Consider the following 17,029-nt stretch of genomic DNA (forward strand, 5'->3'; position numbering starts at 1 on the left):
TTCCTGAGGCGGTCAGTGTGCCGCCAGGATCTCCTTCAGGAACATGCCCGTGTGGCTCTTCTTCACGGTGGCGACGTGCTCCGGGGTTCCGGTGGCAAGCACGCGGCCCCCGCCGGAACCGCCCTCGGGACCGAGGTCGATCACCCAGTCGGCGGACTTTATCACGTCGAGGTTGTGCTCGATCACGATCACGGTGTTGCCCTTGTCGACCAGGCTGTTCAGCACGAGCAGCAGTTTGCGCACGTCTTCGAAGTGCAGGCCGGTCGTGGGCTCGTCGAGCACGTACACGCTGCGGCCATTGGACCGGCGCTGCAGCTCGGTGGCCAGTTTGACGCGCTGGGCCTCGCCGCCGGACAGCGTCGTGGCGCTCTGGCCGAGGCGCACGTAGCCGAGGCCGACCTCGACGAGGGTGTTCAGGAACCGGTGGATGGACGAGATCGCCTCGAAGAAATCGGCGGCCTCGCTGATCGGCATGTCCAGCACCTCGGCGATGCTTTTGCCCTTGTAGTGCACGGTCAGGGTGTCGCGGTTGTAGCGCGCTCCCCCGCAGACCTCGCAGGCAACGTAGACGTCGGGCAGGAAGTTCATCTCGATTTTGATCGTGCCGTCGCCGGAGCAGGCTTCGCAGCGGCCGCCCTTGACGTTGAAGCTGAACCGACCGGGCAGGTAGCCGCGCGCCTTAGCCTCGATCGTCTCGGAGAAAAGGGTGCGGATCTTGTCGAAGACGCCGGTGTAGGTGGCAGGGTTGGAGCGCGGCGTGCGCCCGATCGGGGCCTGGTCGACGTGGATGACCTTGTCGAGCTGCTCGAGCCCGGTGACGCGGGTGTGCCGGCCGGGGAGTTTGCGGGCGCCGTTGAGCCGGTTGGCCAGTACCCGGTACAGGATGTCGTTGACGAGAGACGACTTGCCCGATCCGCTGACGCCGGTCACGGCCGTGAACGTGCCGAGCGGGAAACTGACCGACACCTTCTTGAGATTGTTGGCCTCCGCGCCGATAACCGAGATTTCGCGCGCCGGGTCGATTTCGCGCCGAGTGGCCGGGGTCGGGATGGACCTGCGGCCGGCGAGGTAGTCCCCGGTCAGCGACTCCGTGTTGGTGAGCAGGTCGGCGTAGGAGCCGGAGTGCACGACATGGCCGCCGTTGACGCCGGCGCCCGGGCCGATGTCGACGACCCAGTCGGCCGTCTTGATGGTGTCTTCGTCGTGCTCGACCACGATCAGGGTGTTCCCGAGGTCGCGCAGGGTAACCAGGGTCTCGATCAGTCGCCGGTTGTCGCGCTGGTGCAGGCCGATGCTCGGTTCGTCGAGCACATACAGTACCCCGGTCAGGCCGGACCCGATCTGGGTGGCCAGACGGATGCGCTGCGCCTCGCCGCCGGACAGGGTCGCCGCGGCCCGGGCCAGGTTGAGGTAGTTCAGGCCGACGCGGATCAGGAAGTCCAGGCGCGCCTTGATCTCTCGCAGCACCTGCGCGGCGATGACGGCCTCCCGGTCGGTCAGCTCGAGCTTGTTCATGAAATCGCGGGCGTCGGTGAGACTGAGGGTGCAGACATCCGCGATGCTGGCCCCGTGCACGAGCACGGCGAGGACCTCGGGCTTGAGCCGGGTTCCGGAGCAGACGGGGCAGTCCACTTCGCGCAGGTATTCTCCCCAGCGGGCGCGCTGGGTGTCGGACTCCGCCTGCAGGTACTGACGTTCAATGTAGGGCACGACGCCCTCGAAACCGGAGGTGTAGCTCATCTCCCGGCCGTAGCGGTTTTTCCACTTCACCTTGACCTCGAAGTTGTCGCCGCGCAGAACGGCGTCCTGCACCTCGGCGGGCAGTTCGCCCCACGGGGTGTCGAGGGAGAAGTCCAGGTCGCGGGCGAGCCCGTCGAGGAGCTTCTCGTAGTACTGGAATAGTCCCTTGCCCTGCGTGGTCCAGGGCAGCACGACGCCGTCCGCGATGCTGAGCTCGGGGTCGCCGAGCAGCAGGTCTGCGTCGACCGACATGCGCGTGCCGAGCCCGGAGCACTCAGGGCAGGAGCCGAAGGGCGCGTTGAAGGAGAACGTGCGCGGCTCGATCTCGGTGAGCTGCACGGGGTGGTTGTTGGGACAGGAGAGCTTCTCCGAGTAGCTTTGCCAGGCCTCGTCGCCCTCCCGGTCGACGTAGTTGATCTGCACGATGCCGTCGGTCAGCTTGAGCGCCGTCTCAAGGGAGTCGGTGAGCCGGCTCAGCAGGTCGGGGCCGGCGACCAGACGGTCGATGACCACGGAGATGTCGTGCTTGAGCTGCTTCTTCAGAACGGGCGGCTCGTTGAGCTGGATCGGGGTGCCGTCGACGATGGCGCGGGAATAGCCGCCGGCTGCCAGTTCCTTGAACAGGTCGACGAACTCGCCCTTTTTCTGGGATACGACCGGGCTGAGCACTTGGTAGCGGACGCCCTCATCGAGTCCCATCAGCTGGTCGGCGATCTGCTGCACGGTCTGTGCCTGGATGACTTCGCCGCAGACGGCGCAGTGCGGCACACCGATGCGCGCCCAGAGCAGCCGCATGTAGTCGTAGACCTCGGTGATGGTGCCCACGGTCGACCGCGGGTTGCGGTTGGTCGACCTCTGGTCGATGGAGACGGCAGGGCTCAGGCCCTCGATGAAGTCGACGTCGGGTCGGTCGACCTGGCCCAGAAACTGCCTCGCGTACGCGGACAGCGATTCTACGTAGCGCCGCTGGCCCTCCGCGAAGATGGTGTCGAACGCGAGCGACGATTTGCCCGAGCCGGACAGTCCCGTGAAGACGACGAGTGAATCGCGCGGGATCTCGAGGTCCACGTTGTGCAGGTTGTGCACACGGGCGCCACGAACGTTGAGTTTTGATCCGGTCTCTACCTTGGAAATTGACACCATCTGATTCTATGCAGCGCCACGCGCTCAAGCCTGCGAATCAGCACGCCCTAAGCGAACAAATGTTCGAAGTTTACCCAGCCGCGTCCGATCATCCGATCAGATGTGGCCGGCCTTCTCCATCTGGCGCAGCTCCCGCTTCAGCTCGGACACCTCGTCGCGGAGCCGGGCCGCGAGCTCGAACTTGAGCTCCCCTGCCGCCTCGAGCATCTGGCCGTTGAGGTCGGCGATGATCGACTCGAGGTCGTTCGCGCCGTTCGCGGCCAGTCCCTGGCGGCGCGGAGTCGCCGCGACGCCCTTGCGGCGGGTGTCGCGGCCGGCCAGGAGCTCGGCGGTGTCCGCCTCTTCCCGGGCGAGAACCTCGGTGATGTCAGCGATTCGTTTGCGCAGCGGGGTGGGATCGATGCCGTGAAGGGTGTTGTAGGCCACCTGCTTCTCGCGGCGGCGGTCGGTCTCGTCGATCGCGCGCTCCATCGAGGCCGTGAGCCGGTCGGCGTACATATGCACCTCGCCGGAGACGTTGCGGGCCGCGCGGCCGATGGTCTGGATCAGCGAGGTCGCCGAACGGAGAAAGCCCTCCTTGTCGGCGTCGAGGATGGCGACGAGCGACACCTCGGGCAGGTCAAGCCCCTCGCGGAGCAGGTTGATGCCCACGAGTACGTCGTAAACGCCGGCCCGCAACTCAGTGAGGAGTTCGACGCGACGCAGCGTGTCGACATCCGAGTGCAGGTAGCGCACCCGCACGCCGGCCTCGGTGAGGAAGTCAGTGAGTTCCTCGGCCATCTTCTTGGTGAGCGTGGTGACCAGGACGCGCTCGTTGCGGTCGACGCGCTTGTGGATCTCCTCGAGAAGGTCGTCGATCTGGCCCTTACTGGGCTTGACGATGATTTGCGGGTCGATCAGCCCGGTGGGACGGATGATCTGTTCAACGATGCCGTCGGCGATGCCCAACTCGTATTTGCCGGGGGTGGCGGAGAGGTAGACGGTCTGGCCGACGCGCCCCTTGAACTCTCCGAATTTGAGCGGTCGGTTGTCGAGGGCGCTCGGGAGCCGGAAGCCGTGGTCGACGAGTGTGCGCTTGCGCGAGGAATCGCCCTCATACATGGCGCCGATCTGCGGCACCGTGACGTGGGACTCGTCGATGACCATCAGGAAGTCGTCGGGAAAATAGTCGAGCAGGCAATGCGGCGCCTCACCCGGTTGACGCTGGTCGATGTGCCGGGAATAGTTCTCGATGCCGGAGCAGAAACCGATCTGCTCCATCATCTCCAGGTCAAACTGCGTGCGCATGCGCAGGCGCTGGGCCTCGAGCAGTTTGCCCTCGCGCTCCAGCTGCTCAAGCCGTTCGGCGAGCTCCTCCTGAATGGTGCCGATGGCGCGCTGCATCACGTCCGTGCTGGCCACGTAGTGCGAGCCGGGGAAGACGGCGACGGAGTCGAGCTTCCTCACAATGTCGCCAGTGAGCGGATGCAGGCTGTAGAGCGCCTCGATCTCGTCTCCGAACATCTCGATGCGGATGGCGAGTTCTTCGTACATCGGGATGATCTCGATGGTGTCGCCGCGCACCCGAAAGTGGCCGCGGGAGAAGTCGATGTCGTTGCGCTGGTACTGCATGGCAACGAACTTCCGGATCAGCCAGTCCCGGTTGACCTGTTGACCGACCTGTAGAGCGACCATGGCCTCGAGGTAGCCTTCTGGCGTGCCGAGGCCGTAAATGCAGGAGACCGTGGAGACCACGATGACGTCGCGCCGGCTGAGCAGGGAGTTCGTGGTGGAGTGCCGTAGGCGCTCGACCTCCGCGTTGATCGAGGAGTCCTTCTCGATGAAGGTGTCGGTCTGGGGCACATAGGCCTCGGGCTGGTAGTAGTCGTAATATGACACGAAGTACTCGACGGCATTGTTGGGCATCAGCTCACGGAATTCGTTCACGAGCTGCGCGGCGAGGGTCTTGTTATGGGCGAGCACCAGGGTCGGCCGCTGCACCTGTTCGATCAGCCAGGCCGTGGTCGCCGATTTGCCCGTACCGGTGGCGCCGAGCAGCACGATATCGGTCTCTCCGGCGTTGATGCGGCCGGTCAGCTCGGCGATCGCTGTGGGTTGGTCGCCGCTCGGCGTGTACTCGCTCACCACCTCGAACGGATTTACAGAGCGCGTGGGTTCCATGCTCGTCAGTCTACGGAGCGCCTCTGACAATGCGCTGCTGGCCTTGACCCCGCACCTGGTCCCACAGCACGTCGACCTGCTCCAGGGTCTGCTCAAGAGTGCCGCCCGTGTCGATGACGACGTCGGCGATCCTGTGACGGTCGGCGTCACTCGCCTGGGCGCGGATCCGGCGCTCCGCTTCGCCGGCATCCATCGCCCGCAGCTCCACCATGCGGCGCACCCGGGTCGGCTCGTCGGCCTGGGTGACGACCACGAGGTCGAAAGGATGGTCGACGCGGGCCTCCACCAGCAGGGGCACGTCGTACACGACGATCGCGTCGCGGTCGGCATCTTCCGCCTCGCGGATCAGTGCGTTCGAGCGCGCACGCACCTCGGGGTGCACGATCGCGTTGAGGCGGTCCAATGCCTCCGGATCGCGGAACACGACTGCGCCGAGCGCCATCCGGTTCAGGCTGCCGTCGGGCAGCAGCATCCCGTCACCGAAAGCATCCGCGATCTTGGCCAACCCCGGGGTGGCGGGCGCGACCACGACCCGCGCGAGTTGGTCGGCGTCGATGTGCACGGCCCCGTGCTGCACGAGCCGCCGCGCGACGGTGCTTTTTCCGGATGCGATCCCGCCGGTCAGTCCAATCAAGTACACACGTGCCATGCTAACGGCCCTCGATGGGCGAACCGGATCCGCCGGCGAAGCGAAAAAAGGCCGCACCCCGGAGGGTGCGGCCTTCAGTCAGCTCGTTGCTAGTTGGAGCTGGAGAGCTTCTCGCGCAGTGCTGCGAGGGCCTCGTCGTCCGCGAGCGTGCCGGCGCCGGCCGTCTCGCTCGAGAAGGTGTTGCCTGCGGCGGACGGGACATCGCCGACGGCGGTGATCTCGTCGTTCGCGGAGGCAACCTGCTTCTTGTGGGCTTCCCAACGAGCCTGGGCTGCAGCGTAGTCCTGCTCCCACTTCTCGCGCTGGGTTTCGAAGCCTTCGCGCCACTCGTTGGTCTCCGGGTCGAAGCCTTCGGGGTACTTGTAGTTGCCCTGGTCGTCGTACTCGGTGAGCATTCCGTAGAGCGCCGGGTCGAACTCGGTGCCCTCGGGGTCGACACCGTCGTTGGCCTGCTTGAGGCTCAGCGAGATGCGGCGACGCTCGAGGTCGATGTCGATGACCTTGACGAAGACCTCGTCGCCGACCGACACGACCTGCTCGGCGAGCTCGACGTGCTTGCCGGAGAGCTCGGAGATGTGAACGAGTCCCTCGATGCCCTCGGCAACGCGAACGAACGCGCCGAACGGAACGAGCTTGGTGACCTTACCCGGTGCAACCTGGCCGATGGCGTGGGTGCGAGCAAAGACCTGCCACGGGTCTTCCTGCGTGGCCTTGAGGGAAAGCGACACGCGCTCGCGCTCGAGGTCGACCTCGAGGATCTCGACGGTGACTTCCTGGCCAACCTCGACGACCTCGCTGGCGTGTTCGATGTGCTTCCAGCTGAGCTCGGAGACGTGAACCAGACCGTCAACGCCACCCAGGTCGACGAACGCACCGAAGTTGACGATCGACGAGACAACGCCCTTGCGGACCTGTCCCTTCTGAAGGTTGTTGAGGAACGTGGTGCGGCTCTCGGACTGGGTCTGCTCGAGCAGCGCACGACGGGACAGCACGACGTTGTTGCGGTTCTTGTCGAGTTCGAGGATCTTGGCCTCGATCTCCTGGCCCAGGTACGGGGTCAGGTCGCGAACACGTCGCAACTCGATGAGCGAGGCCGGGAGGAACCCGCGGAGTCCGATGTCCACGATGAGGCCACCCTTGACAACCTCGATGACCGAACCGGTGACAACGCCATCCGACTCCTTGATCTTCTCAACGTCGCCCCATGCACGCTCATACTGAGCGCGCTTCTTGGACAGGATGAGACGGCCTTCTTTGTCTTCCTTCTGAAGAACGAGGGCCTCAACCAGGTCGCCGACCTTGACGACCTCAGAGGGGTCGACGTCGTGCTTGATGGAAAGTTCGCGGGAGGGAATGACGCCCTCGGTCTTGTAACCCACGTCGAGGAGAACCTCGTCGCGGTCGATCTTCACCACGGTGCCCTCGATGAGATCTCCGTCGTTGAAGAATTTCAGAGTCTTTTCGACCGCGGCAAGAAAGTCTTCAGCAGATCCAATGTCGTTGATGGCGACCTGCTTGGGTGCCCGTTCGGTCGTTGCGTTTGTCATGTAGTAGTTGCTCCAGGATGGACATAGTTCGGGCCACACACGGGAAAAAACTCGTTCTCGTGCACCATGTATGGCGGTGGACAGTTCGTCACAAACGTGACAGCTAAGCTTAGCTGTTTGCGGGAGAGGCCGGCAACTTGCCCGTCCCCCCACCGAAACTACCCCGATCGACCCCGAACGTTAGCCGAGCATCGCCGCCTGGAGGGTGTCCAGGCCGACCCCGCCGAGATCGAGGGCCTTGCGGTGAAACTCCTTGATCGAGAAGGCGTCGCCCTCGCGCTCCCTGTACCTGTCCCGCAGCTGCTCCCAAATGCGCTGGCCGACCTTGTAGGACGGGGCCTGCCCCGGCCAGCCGAGGTACCGGTTCACCTCGAACTTGACGAAGCTCGCGTTCATGTTCACGTTCCGACCCAGGAACTCCAGGGCGTAGTCGGCGGTCCAGGGGCCCGAACCGTCGGGCAGCTGCTTCTCGAGGTGCACGCCGATGTCGAGGACGACGCGGGCGGCGCGCATCCGCTGCCCGTCCAGCATTCCGAGACGGTCGGCCGGGTCGTCGAGGTAGCCCAGCTGCTCCATCAGACGTTCCGCGTAGAGCGCCCAGCCCTCGGCGTGACCCGAGGTGCCGGCCAGCTGGCGGCGCCAGGTGTTCAGCTTGGCCCGGTTGTAGACGGCCTGGCCGATCTGCAGATGGTGGCCGGGCACGCCCTCGTGGTAGACGGTGGTCAATTCGCGCCAGGTGTCGAATTCGGTGATCCCGGCCGGCACCGACCACCACATCCGGCCCGGGCGGGAGAAATCGTCCGTAGGCCCGGTGTAGTAGATGCCGCCTTCCTGGGTGGGGGCGATCAGGCACTCGAGGCGTTTGATCTCGTCGGGGATGTCGAACTGGGTCTCGGAAAGCTCGGCGACGGCTCGGTCGCTGGTCTCCTGCATCCATTTCTGCAAGGCGTCGGTTCCGTGCAGCTTGCGGCTGGGTTCGGTGTCGAGGAACGCAATGGCCTCGGGCACGCTCGCGCCCGGCTTGATCAGGTCGGCGATGCTCTCCTGCTCGGCGACCATCCGAGCCAGCTCCTCCACGCCCCACTCATAGGTTTCGTCGAGGTCGATGGTCGCGCCGAGGAAACGGCGGGACTGCAGGAGGTAGAGGTCGCGACCGATGGCGTCGCGGGTGGGGGCCCTGCCCTCGAGCTCGGTGCCGAGGAAATCCGCCAGCGTTCCGTAGGCCGCGGCCGCGGCGCGCGCCCGGATGTCGAGATCCTTGGCCAGCGAGGCCGGGAGGGATCCCGTGCCATGGCCGGCGTTGGCGGCGAACTCGGCGAAGAAGCCGTCCTTCGCCGCGTGGCGCCGCGCCTGCAGGATGACTTCCTGCACCTGACGCCGGGCAGGCATACTGCCGTGCTCGATGCCGAGACGCAGGGTCTGGATGTAGCCGTCGATGGCCCCGGGCAGGGCGCGCAGGCGGGCGGAAACGGTGTCCCAGTCGCCGACGGTGGCGGTGGGCATCAGGTCGAAGACCTCCCGGATGCCCTGGGCCGGCGACGCGATCACGTTCAGGTCGCGCAGCGGCAGTCCGGCTTCGGCGCTCTCGACGTCGAGGGCGAGCGAGCTGCGCAGGTCGGTGCGGGTGACGACGTCGACGTCGTCGACGGCCGTGGCCGCGTCGAGGCGGGTGATGAAGGATCGGGCCGCGTCGACCCTGCGGTCCAGGCCGTCCGGGGAGTAGTCGCCGAAGCGGCCGTCAACCTCGGTGCGGCCGATGTACGTGCCCACGGTCGGGTCGATGTCGACGAGGGTGTCCACCCAGTCCTCGGCGATCCGGTCGATCGCCGTGGGGGTGCGCTGCTTGTCGGATGTCATGACCCGAGCCTAGAACACGCGCTCGACCGTGGGCGGAGCGCCGGACCTCGCATTCGGGCGGCTGGCAGTCGCTGCCTAGTGGGCGGCGGCATCCCAGTTGTCGCCGCGGCCGACCTGCACGTCAAGCGGCACCAACAGGTCCGCTGCGGTCTCCATCCGGTGCGTCACGATCTGGCGGAGCGCATCCCACTCCGCCGGGGCGACCTCAAAGATCAGTTCGTCGTGTACCTGAAGCAGCATGCGCGACTCCAAATTGCCGTCGACCAGGTCCACGGCGATCCCGTTCATCGCGATCTTCATGATGTCGGCGGCCGACCCCTGGATCGGTGCGTTGAGGGCCGCGCGCTCCGCGTTCTCGCGCACGACCCGGTTGGCGCTGTGCAGCTCGGGGAACGGGCGGCGGCGGCCGAATATGGTGGCCGTGTAGCCATCCATTTTGGCCTGCTCGACGACATTGCGCAGGTAGTCCCGCACCGCGCCGAACCGGGCGAAGTAGTCTGTGATGAGCTGCTTGGCCTCCTTCGTCTCGATGCGCAGCTGCCGGGACAGCCCGAAGGCGCTCAGCCCGTAGGCCAGGCCGTAGGACATGGCCTTGACCTTGGAGCGCATCTCGTTCGTGACGTCTTCCGGCGCCACGCCGAACACGCTGGCGCCGACGAACCGGTGCAGGTCCTCGCCGGCGTTGAAGGCCTCGATCAGTCCCGCGTCGCCGGACAGGTGCGCCATGATGCGCATCTCGATCTGCGAGTAGTCGGCGGTGAGTAGGCATTCGGCCCCGTTGGCCGCGTGGAATGCGGCCCGGATGCGGCGGCCCTCTTCGGTGCGCACCGGGATGTTCTGCAGGTTGGGGTCGGTGGAGGAGATCCGACCGGTGGCCGTGCCGATCTGCACGTACGTGGTGTGGATGCGGCCCGTCTCGTCGATGGCCTTGTCCAGGGTCTCCACGATCTGGCGCAGCTTGGTGGCGTCGCGGTGCTGCAACAGCATGTCAAGGAACGGATGTGGGTTGCTGGTCTGCAGGTCAGCCAGAGCCCCGGCATCCGTGGAGAACCCGGTCTTGTTCGCCCGGGTCTTAGGCATGCCGAGTTGATCGAACAGTACCTCCTGCAACTGCTTGGGTGAACCGAGGTTCACCTCGCGGCCGATCTCGGCGTAGGCGCCGGCGGCCAACCCGGCGGCGCGCTCGCCCAGCTGGCCGGACAGTGCCGACAACTGGTCATGGGAGACGGCCACGCCGGCCAGTTCCATGTCGGAGAGGGCCAGCAGGGTGGGCATCTCGATGGTGGTGAGCACTTCGCGGGACCCGTCGTCGAGCAGTGCGTCGATGGCCGCGGCCACCCGGAACGTGTACCAGGACTCCACCGGCACGCCCCCGGCCTCGTTCTCGGCCGGGATCAGCTGGTTGGGGTCGGTCAGCGGCAGGGTTTCGCCCAGGTATCGCAAGACGAGGGTGGCGAGGGTTTTGTCCGGTACCCCGGGGCGCAGTAGCCAGCCCGCGATCAGGCTGTCGAACACCAGCCCCGAAAAGTCCAGGTTGCTGCGGCGGAGCGCCTTGATCTGGCTCTTGGCGTCGTGCATGATCTTGGGCGAGTCGCTGGCCAGCCAGGCCTCGAATGCGAGGTAGTCCGCGCGTCCGGGCTGCCAGGGCAGGTTGACCGACTCGGTCGGCCCGGACACTCCGAAGCCAATGGCCTTGCCCTCGTGTACTTCTACGGAGAGAGCGAGGCCCTGCGGGGAGGCGACCGCGGCCCGGGCGATCCACGCGGCCAGCTCCTCGTCGAGCAGGTCCTGGGCGGCGGGGGCCTGAGGCGCGGCGACCAGCACTTCCTCCGGCACGACCACGGCGACGCCTTCGGTCGCGCCGGCGCCCTCAAGCTTGATCACGCGGTCAAGCAGGGTGCGGAACTCGAGCCGGCCGAACACGGCGCGCACGGCCGGTTCGTCGATGGGGCACCGCACGAGGTCGGGGAGCTCCACCGGGAGGTCGAGGTCGGTGACGAGGTGGTTGAGCCGCCGATTGCGGATCGCGTTCTCTTTCTGCTCGCGCAGGTTGTTGCCGACGACGCCCTTGATCTCCTCGGCGTGATCCAGGATGCCGGCGAGGCTGCCGTAGAGGCCGAGCCACTTCACGGCGGTCTTCTCCCCCACCTTGGAGATCCCGATCAGGTTGTCGCTGGTCTCGCCGACCAGGGCCGCGACATCCGGGTATTGTGCCGGCTCGATGCCGTATTTCTCGCGCACCCGGGCCGGGTCGTAGCGGGTGAGCGCCGAGACGCCCTGGCTGGCTGGGTAGAGCAGGGTGACGTTTTCGTTGACGAGTTGGATCGTGTCCCGGTCCCCCGAGACCACCAGGACATGGAAGCCTTCCTGGTTGCCGCGCACGGACAGGGTGGCGAGGATGTCGTCGGCCTCGAAGTCTTCCTTGGTCAGCGTCGTGATGTTCATCGCGGCCAGGGCCTCCTGCAGCAACGGCACCTGCCCGATGAATTCGCTCGGCGTGCTGGCCCGCGTGCCCTTGTAGTCGGCGTATTCGCGAGTGCGAAAGGAGAACCGCGAGATGTCGAACGCCACGGCGATGTGCGTGGGCTTCTCGTTGCGCAGCAGACTGAGCAGCATGGACAGGAACCCGTGGATGGCGTTGGTGTGCTGCCCGTCGTGGGTCTGGAAACTGTCCACGGGGAGGGCGTGGAACGCCCGGTAGGCGAGGGAATGGCCGTCGATGATCATCAGGGTAGGCTTTTCGGAATCTGACACAGAGACAGCCTACAAGCGTCATCCGGCGCGGGCAGGTGCAGCGACCGAAGGTGACTATGATCCAGCAGACCACGGATGCCCTCGAGTGGGTCCAGCAGCGCGGAGCCGGCTCCCTGGCCGAAAAGATGGGCATCGAGTTCGTGGAGTTCACGATTGAGCGGGCCGTAGCTCGGATGCCGGTCGAGGGCAACACGCAGCCCGCGATGCTCCTGCACGGCGGGGCCTACGTGGTCCTCGGCGAGTCGCTGGGCTCGATGGCCGCCAATCTGCATGCCGGTCCCGGCCGCCTGGCGGTGGGGATCGAGATCAATGCCACGCATACCCGGTCGGCGACGTCGGGCTTCGTCACGGGCGTCTGCACGCCGGTGCACCTGGGTCGTACGCTCACGACGCACGAGATCGCGGTCACGGATGATCAGGGTCGTCGCTGCTCGACGATCCGGATCACCAATCTGATCAAGGAACTGCCGAACCGGCCCGAGGCGTAAGACCCCAGCGCGAAAAACGGCCGGGCATCAACCCCGAAGGGTGATCTGCCCGGCCGCCGACGGTTATTTTTTGGCGCTGAGTTGCTCGATGATCGCCTGGGCGACGTCGTGCATGGTGAGCCGGCGGTCCATGGACGCTTTCTGGATCCAACGGAACGCCTCCGGCTCGGTGAGGCCCATCTTCTCGTTGAGCAGGCCCTTGGCGCGGTCGACGAGTTTGCGGGTCTCGAAGCGCTCGACGAGGTCGGCCACCTCGGCTTCGAGGGTGATGATCTGGCTGTAGCGCGAGAGGGCGATCTCGATCGCGGGCAGCAGGTCGTTCGGGGTGAACGGCTTGACCACGTAGGCCAGCGCGCCGGCTTCCGTGGCGCGCTCGACGAGTTCTTTCTGGCTGAACGCGGTCAGCAGAACGACGGGGGCGATGTGCGCCTTGGTGATGCGCTCGGCCGCGGAAATTCCGTCGAGGTGTGGCATCTTCACGTCCATGATGACCAGGTCGGGCCGCAGCTCGGTGGCCAGGGCGACAGCGGTTTCTCCGTCGCCGGCTTCACCGACCACCTCGAATCCGGCGTCACGAAGGATTTCGACGATGTCGAGGCGGATGAGGGACTCATCCTCGGCAACGACAACGCGGCGAGGAGGTACTGGGGTGGAGTCTTGGTCGGTCACGGGGGAAAGCCTACGGTATTCTGATGCAGGTGTTGTGAGCCGGTGTGGCGGAATGGCAGACGCGGAGCACTCAAAATGCTTTGTTCGCAAGGACGTGTGGGTTCGAGTCCCACCACCGGTACCAACACCCCCAGGCAGAAATTCCCGCCGCGACGGGCCGCTTCGGCTCTGCCGGGGCGTCAGCGCCCGTCGGCGCGTCGGCCAGCCCGTCAGTCCGTCAGCCCTCAGCGGGTCGCGCGGCTTCGCCGCGCTGCATGTCCTCTTCAAGGAGCGCGGTGATCGACCGCAGCGTCTCCGGGGACACATCCCCGAGCGTGCGTGCCGCGAAGTTCACCACGCGCTGAGCGCGCAGGCTTTTCACGAACGCGAGCTGGGAGTCGACGCGGTCCGGTAGGTCGCCGTCAGAGCCCAGCAGGTACTCCGACGGGATACGGAAGAACTCGCCGATGCCCGTGAGCAGGTCGACATCTGTCACGAGAGGTCCGTCCCCGGTGATCATGTAGGCCCACCGTGCTCGGGACAGCGACAGGCCCCGCGCCTGCAGTCCAGCGGCGATCTGCTTGTAAGTATGCGGCGTGTTGCCCTCGGCGACGACCACGTCAAGCAGGAGATTGAGCTTGCGTGCCAGTTCCCGCTGCGGACTGATCGGTTCGCCGGGGATGCTGCGCCTGTCGTCGGCTGCTCGCGGGTCAATCACGATGTGTGGTCCTGTCGGGGTGTCACGGGGCGGGCAAGGGTGGTGACGATCGAAGCTGCGGCGGGGATGGCCCGCACGTGGTCCTCGGTGGCGTCGATCAGTACCCGTTCGGATACCGTCAGGCTCTGGTCTGGGTCGAGGAACAGGCTATCCCGCACCTCGACGTAACGCCGGTACAGGTGAGCGCCGGGAGCCCGCACGAGGAGTAGCCCGGCGCGCGAGAGGTCGCGCTCGATGCTGAGCTCCGGAGACCCGGCCAGCAGGCGCTCCCACAACGGAGTGATCCGCCACAGCAGCACCCGGTCGCGGCTGGTCTTCGCCAGGGCCTGGATACCCGCTTCCATGGCAGTCAGACCCAAACCCAGGCCGAGGCAGACGGGAGCGGTGGCGAGGGCGATGTGGTAAGCGGTGTAGGGCCACCCGTCGAAGGAGAAGTCCGGACTGAGAAGGGCTGCGGTCACGCTCGCGAAGCTGACGATCGTGTAGACCAGCGCCCCGAGGCAACCGAGCACAACGAGAGCGAGAGACGCCCGAGTGATCAACCGATGCTGATGGCGCAGATCGGACACGCATGCCGCACCGACCGACACGGAGAAGAGGGCCATCGCAATCCACGTGGTTGACGAGTAGGCGGCGAAATCCCAACGATTCGGAAAAGCCTCGTGGATCTGGTCTCGAAAACGCCAGTCGCCGCCGAAGAATAGGACAGCTTGGGCGGTGACAATTGCGCCCGTGACGAGTGCGGTCACCTGATTCCTACGCCGCGTGAGACCGCCCACGGACACGGCCTCCTGCACGATGCCGTCCAGGAGACCAATGGTAACGATCGCCGTTGCATGAAAGCTGAAGTAGGCGACGTTGTCCCCACCCAGCAGTCCGTCGACGGCGTTGTACACGACGTAAGGCTGCAGGCTCATTGTCGTCCCGAACGCAACGAGAACCCAGAAGAGACGGCGACGACGACCGCGAAGGACTGACGGCACGCACAATATTGTGGCGATCCAGATCAACGCCGACACCGATAGCAGGATGATCTGCACTACAGCACCCGGCCGAAACCGGTTCGGGGGCCGTTGGCCGTGTCGGCGCTGTCTCCGAGCATGATCAGGGCCAGCCGGTCGCCGATCGCCTCGGCGAGGGCTTCCTGCTCGTCGGTGAAGTTGCTGCGGGACAGCGCGTACGCGATCGAGTCGAGCGGGATCAGGGGTGCGAGCAACGCGACCCGCTCGGCCGGAATCAGCTGCTTCTCATGCCGCAGGATCATGTGGCCAAACTCATGGTTGATGAACTGCTGGCGGTGCACGGCGGAGGTCGTCGGTGCATGGTGGATGCGCTCGAAATTCTCTCCGGCGACCTCGATCCACAGCCCGCAGACTCCGAATTCCACGAGCCGCGGACTCGCCGTACGAATCAGGATCGCCTTGCCGCGCAGACCTTCCATGTACCGGTGCAGCGTCGCGGAGGTCAGCGGACGCGGGAGGTTGAGGGTGGCCACCAGTTCGCGCGCCCGCTCCGTGCGTGCTCCGTAGTTCACGTCCCGCTCCCCCCTGTGCGCCGCTGCCCCGAGGTGCCGGACCGTGACATTAGACATGTCCAACAGGTGCTAGCCTGAAATATGGTTGGACATGTCCACGCTACCGGGTCGGGGGACCCGCGCACGCCACGGACCGTCCAGTCGTGCTCCGGCTCGGAGTGTTCACGCGCGCAGCCTCATGGGCGACACTGAAGGGGAACAGGGTGTCGCCCGGAGGCGGTGGGTCACAGATTCCCGGTGCTGGGCTGTGCCGCGCAGATCTGGACAGCTCGAGAAAGCCCCGCCACCCGAAGCCGGGCGGCGGGGCTTTCTTCGTCGCGGCGCTACTTCTTCGCGTACGCCGGGTGAACTTCATTGTGGGCGTCGCCGACGCGGTGCACACGGATGTCGTTCGTGGAACCCGCGATTCCGGGAGGGGAACCGCTGATAACGACGACCTTGTCTCCGAGCTGGGCCAGACCCTGGCCCAGCAGGATGTCATCCACCTGTCCGAACATGGCGTCCGTGTGGGTGACCCGGTCGACCAGGTAGGTCTGGATTCCCCAGGTGAGGGCCAGTCGGCGACGGATACCGGGCTCCGGGGTGAAGGCCAGCATGGGGATCTTCGACCGCAGCCGGGACATCCGTCGGGCCGAGTCACCTGACTCCGTGAAGATGCACAGGAACTTCGCTTCGACGAACTCGGCGACCTCGATGGCGGCCAGGGTGATGGCACCGCCCTGGGTACGCGGCTTGTTCGTCAGCGGAACGATACGCTCCAGGCCGTGGTCCTCGGTCGACGCGACAATCCGCGCCATCGTCTGGACCGTGACGACGGGGTACTCGCCGACGCTGGTCTCGCCACTGAGCATGACCGCATCCGCGCCGTCGAGCACGGCGTTGGCGACGTCAGACGTCTCCGCGCGGGTCGGCACAGGGCTGTGGATCATGGACTCGAGCATCTGGGTCGCCACGATGACCGGCTTGGCCATGCGACGAGCGAGCTCGACCGCATGCTTCTGCACGATCGGAACGGCCTCGAGCGGCAGCTCCACGCCCAGGTCGCCACGGGCCACCATGATGGCGTCGAACGCGTCGACGATGCCCTCGAGGTTCTCCACGGCCTGCGGCTTCTCGATCTTCGCGATCACGGGAACGCGGCGTCCTTCTTCGGCCATGATCTCGTGCACGCGGGTGATGTCGGCGGCATCCCGAACGAACGACAGCGCGATCAGGTCCGTGCCGAGGCGGAGACCCCAGCGCAGGTCGGCCTCGTCCTTTTCGGACAGGGCCGGCACGTTCACGGCGACACCGGGCAGGTTGATGCCCTTGTTGTTCGACACGGGGCCGGCGACGATCACCTTGGTCGTCACGACGGTGTCGTTCGTGGCCACCACCTCGACCTTGACCTTGCCGTCGTCGATCAGCAGGAAGTCGCCGGGCTTGACGTCCTGAGGCAGACCTTTGTAGGTGGTGCCGGAGAGTTCCTTGGTACCCAGGATTTCTTCTGTGGTGATCTTAAAAATGTCTCCGAAGGCCAGTTCGTAAGGGCCACCTTCGAATTTTCCGAGACGGATCTTCGGTCCCTGCAGGTCGACCATGACGGCGACGGCACGGCCGGAGTCGTTCGCTGCTTTGCGTACATTCGCATAAACACCCTCGTGGACCTGGTAGTCCCCGTGGCTCAGGTTCATCCGGCAGACGTCGACACCGGCATCGATAAGGGCACGAATTTGATCGTAGCTGGCTGCTGCCGGCCCGAGTGTGGCGACAATTTTGGCGCGTCTCATACTGAAAAAACTCCGGTTTCCG

12 protein-coding genes and 1 tRNA gene are annotated in these 17,029 nt (G+C 65.7%); 2 read left to right on the forward strand and 11 right to left on the reverse strand.

Going from position 1 to position 17,029, the window contains the following annotated elements; genetic code table 11:
- Positions 1–12: 12 nt before the first annotated feature.
- The 6 genes from uvrA to polA all read right to left on the reverse strand — a co-directional run bounded on the left by uvrA (position 13) and on the right by polA (position 11,850).
- On the reverse strand, positions 13–2,880 hold the full coding sequence (uvrA, locus tag E3O62_RS01105; protein ID WP_241973243.1) for an excinuclease ABC subunit UvrA: 2,868 nt from the start codon (positions 2,878–2,880) through the stop codon (positions 13–15).
- Positions 2,881–2,979: 99 nt separating this feature from the next.
- The gene (gene uvrB / locus E3O62_RS01110) at positions 2,980–5,043 is read right to left on the reverse strand and encodes an excinuclease ABC subunit UvrB (RefSeq protein ID WP_134397273.1); all 2,064 of its coding nucleotides are present in this window, start codon (positions 5,041–5,043) and stop codon (positions 2,980–2,982) included.
- Positions 5,044–5,053: 10 nt separating this feature from the next.
- Positions 5,054–5,683, reverse strand: a complete 630-nt coding sequence (gene coaE, locus E3O62_RS01115) for a dephospho-CoA kinase (RefSeq protein WP_134396091.1) — start codon at positions 5,681–5,683, stop codon at positions 5,054–5,056.
- Between the two features lie 98 nt (positions 5,684–5,781).
- A complete protein-coding gene (gene rpsA, locus E3O62_RS01120; RefSeq protein ID WP_134396092.1) occupies positions 5,782–7,239 on the reverse strand; it encodes a 30S ribosomal protein S1 in 1,458 nt (485 codons plus the stop codon).
- Positions 7,240–7,419: 180 nt separating this feature from the next.
- A complete protein-coding gene (locus E3O62_RS01125) occupies positions 7,420–9,096 on the reverse strand; it encodes a DUF885 domain-containing protein (RefSeq protein ID WP_134397274.1) in 1,677 nt (558 codons plus the stop codon).
- A gap of 75 nt (positions 9,097–9,171) precedes the next feature.
- On the reverse strand, positions 9,172–11,850 hold the full coding sequence (gene polA, locus E3O62_RS01130) for a DNA polymerase I (RefSeq protein ID WP_134397275.1): 2,679 nt from the start codon (positions 11,848–11,850) through the stop codon (positions 9,172–9,174).
- Between the two features lie 56 nt (positions 11,851–11,906).
- Between polA and E3O62_RS01135 the strand changes: the two genes are divergently transcribed.
- Entirely contained in the window at positions 11,907–12,338 is a 432-nt protein-coding gene (locus tag E3O62_RS01135; RefSeq protein WP_134396095.1) for a hotdog fold thioesterase, read from the forward strand.
- Between the two features lie 63 nt (positions 12,339–12,401).
- Here E3O62_RS01135 and E3O62_RS01140 read toward each other — a convergent pair whose 3' ends face one another.
- The gene (locus E3O62_RS01140; protein WP_104100541.1) at positions 12,402–13,007 is read right to left on the reverse strand and encodes an ANTAR domain-containing response regulator; all 606 of its coding nucleotides are present in this window, start codon (positions 13,005–13,007) and stop codon (positions 12,402–12,404) included.
- Between the two features lie 38 nt (positions 13,008–13,045).
- On the opposite strand from E3O62_RS01140, the gene E3O62_RS01145 reads away from it, so the two are divergent.
- A tRNA-Leu gene (locus tag E3O62_RS01145) sits at positions 13,046–13,131 on the forward strand.
- Positions 13,132–13,224: 93 nt separating this feature from the next.
- Here the strand turns inward: E3O62_RS01145 and E3O62_RS01150 are convergent.
- The 4 genes from E3O62_RS01150 to pyk all read right to left on the reverse strand — a co-directional run bounded on the left by E3O62_RS01150 (position 13,225) and on the right by pyk (position 17,007).
- Positions 13,225–13,704: a hypothetical protein gene (locus E3O62_RS01150; RefSeq protein ID WP_241973244.1), complete on the reverse strand. Its 480-nt coding sequence runs from the start codon at positions 13,702–13,704 to the stop codon at positions 13,225–13,227.
- Positions 13,701–14,621, reverse strand: coding sequence for a DUF6545 domain-containing protein (locus E3O62_RS01155; protein WP_134397276.1), 921 nt, complete (start codon positions 14,619–14,621; stop codon positions 13,701–13,703). Before E3O62_RS01155 ends, E3O62_RS01150 begins: the two co-directional genes overlap by 4 nt.
- A gap of 122 nt (positions 14,622–14,743) precedes the next feature.
- Positions 14,744–15,238 carry a hypothetical protein gene (locus E3O62_RS01160; protein ID WP_134397277.1) on the reverse strand — a complete coding sequence of 165 codons (495 nt, stop codon included), beginning with the start codon at positions 15,236–15,238 and terminating at the stop codon, positions 14,744–14,746.
- A 323-nt stretch (positions 15,239–15,561) separates the two neighbouring features.
- A complete protein-coding gene (gene pyk, locus E3O62_RS01165; protein ID WP_134397278.1) occupies positions 15,562–17,007 on the reverse strand; it encodes a pyruvate kinase in 1,446 nt (481 codons plus the stop codon).
- Positions 17,008–17,029: the final 22 nt, after the last annotated feature.

This window comes from Cryobacterium sp. TMT2-15-1, from assembly GCF_004402345.1.
In the GTDB taxonomy this organism is placed as follows: domain Bacteria; phylum Actinomycetota; class Actinomycetes; order Actinomycetales; family Microbacteriaceae; genus Cryobacterium; species Cryobacterium sandaracinum.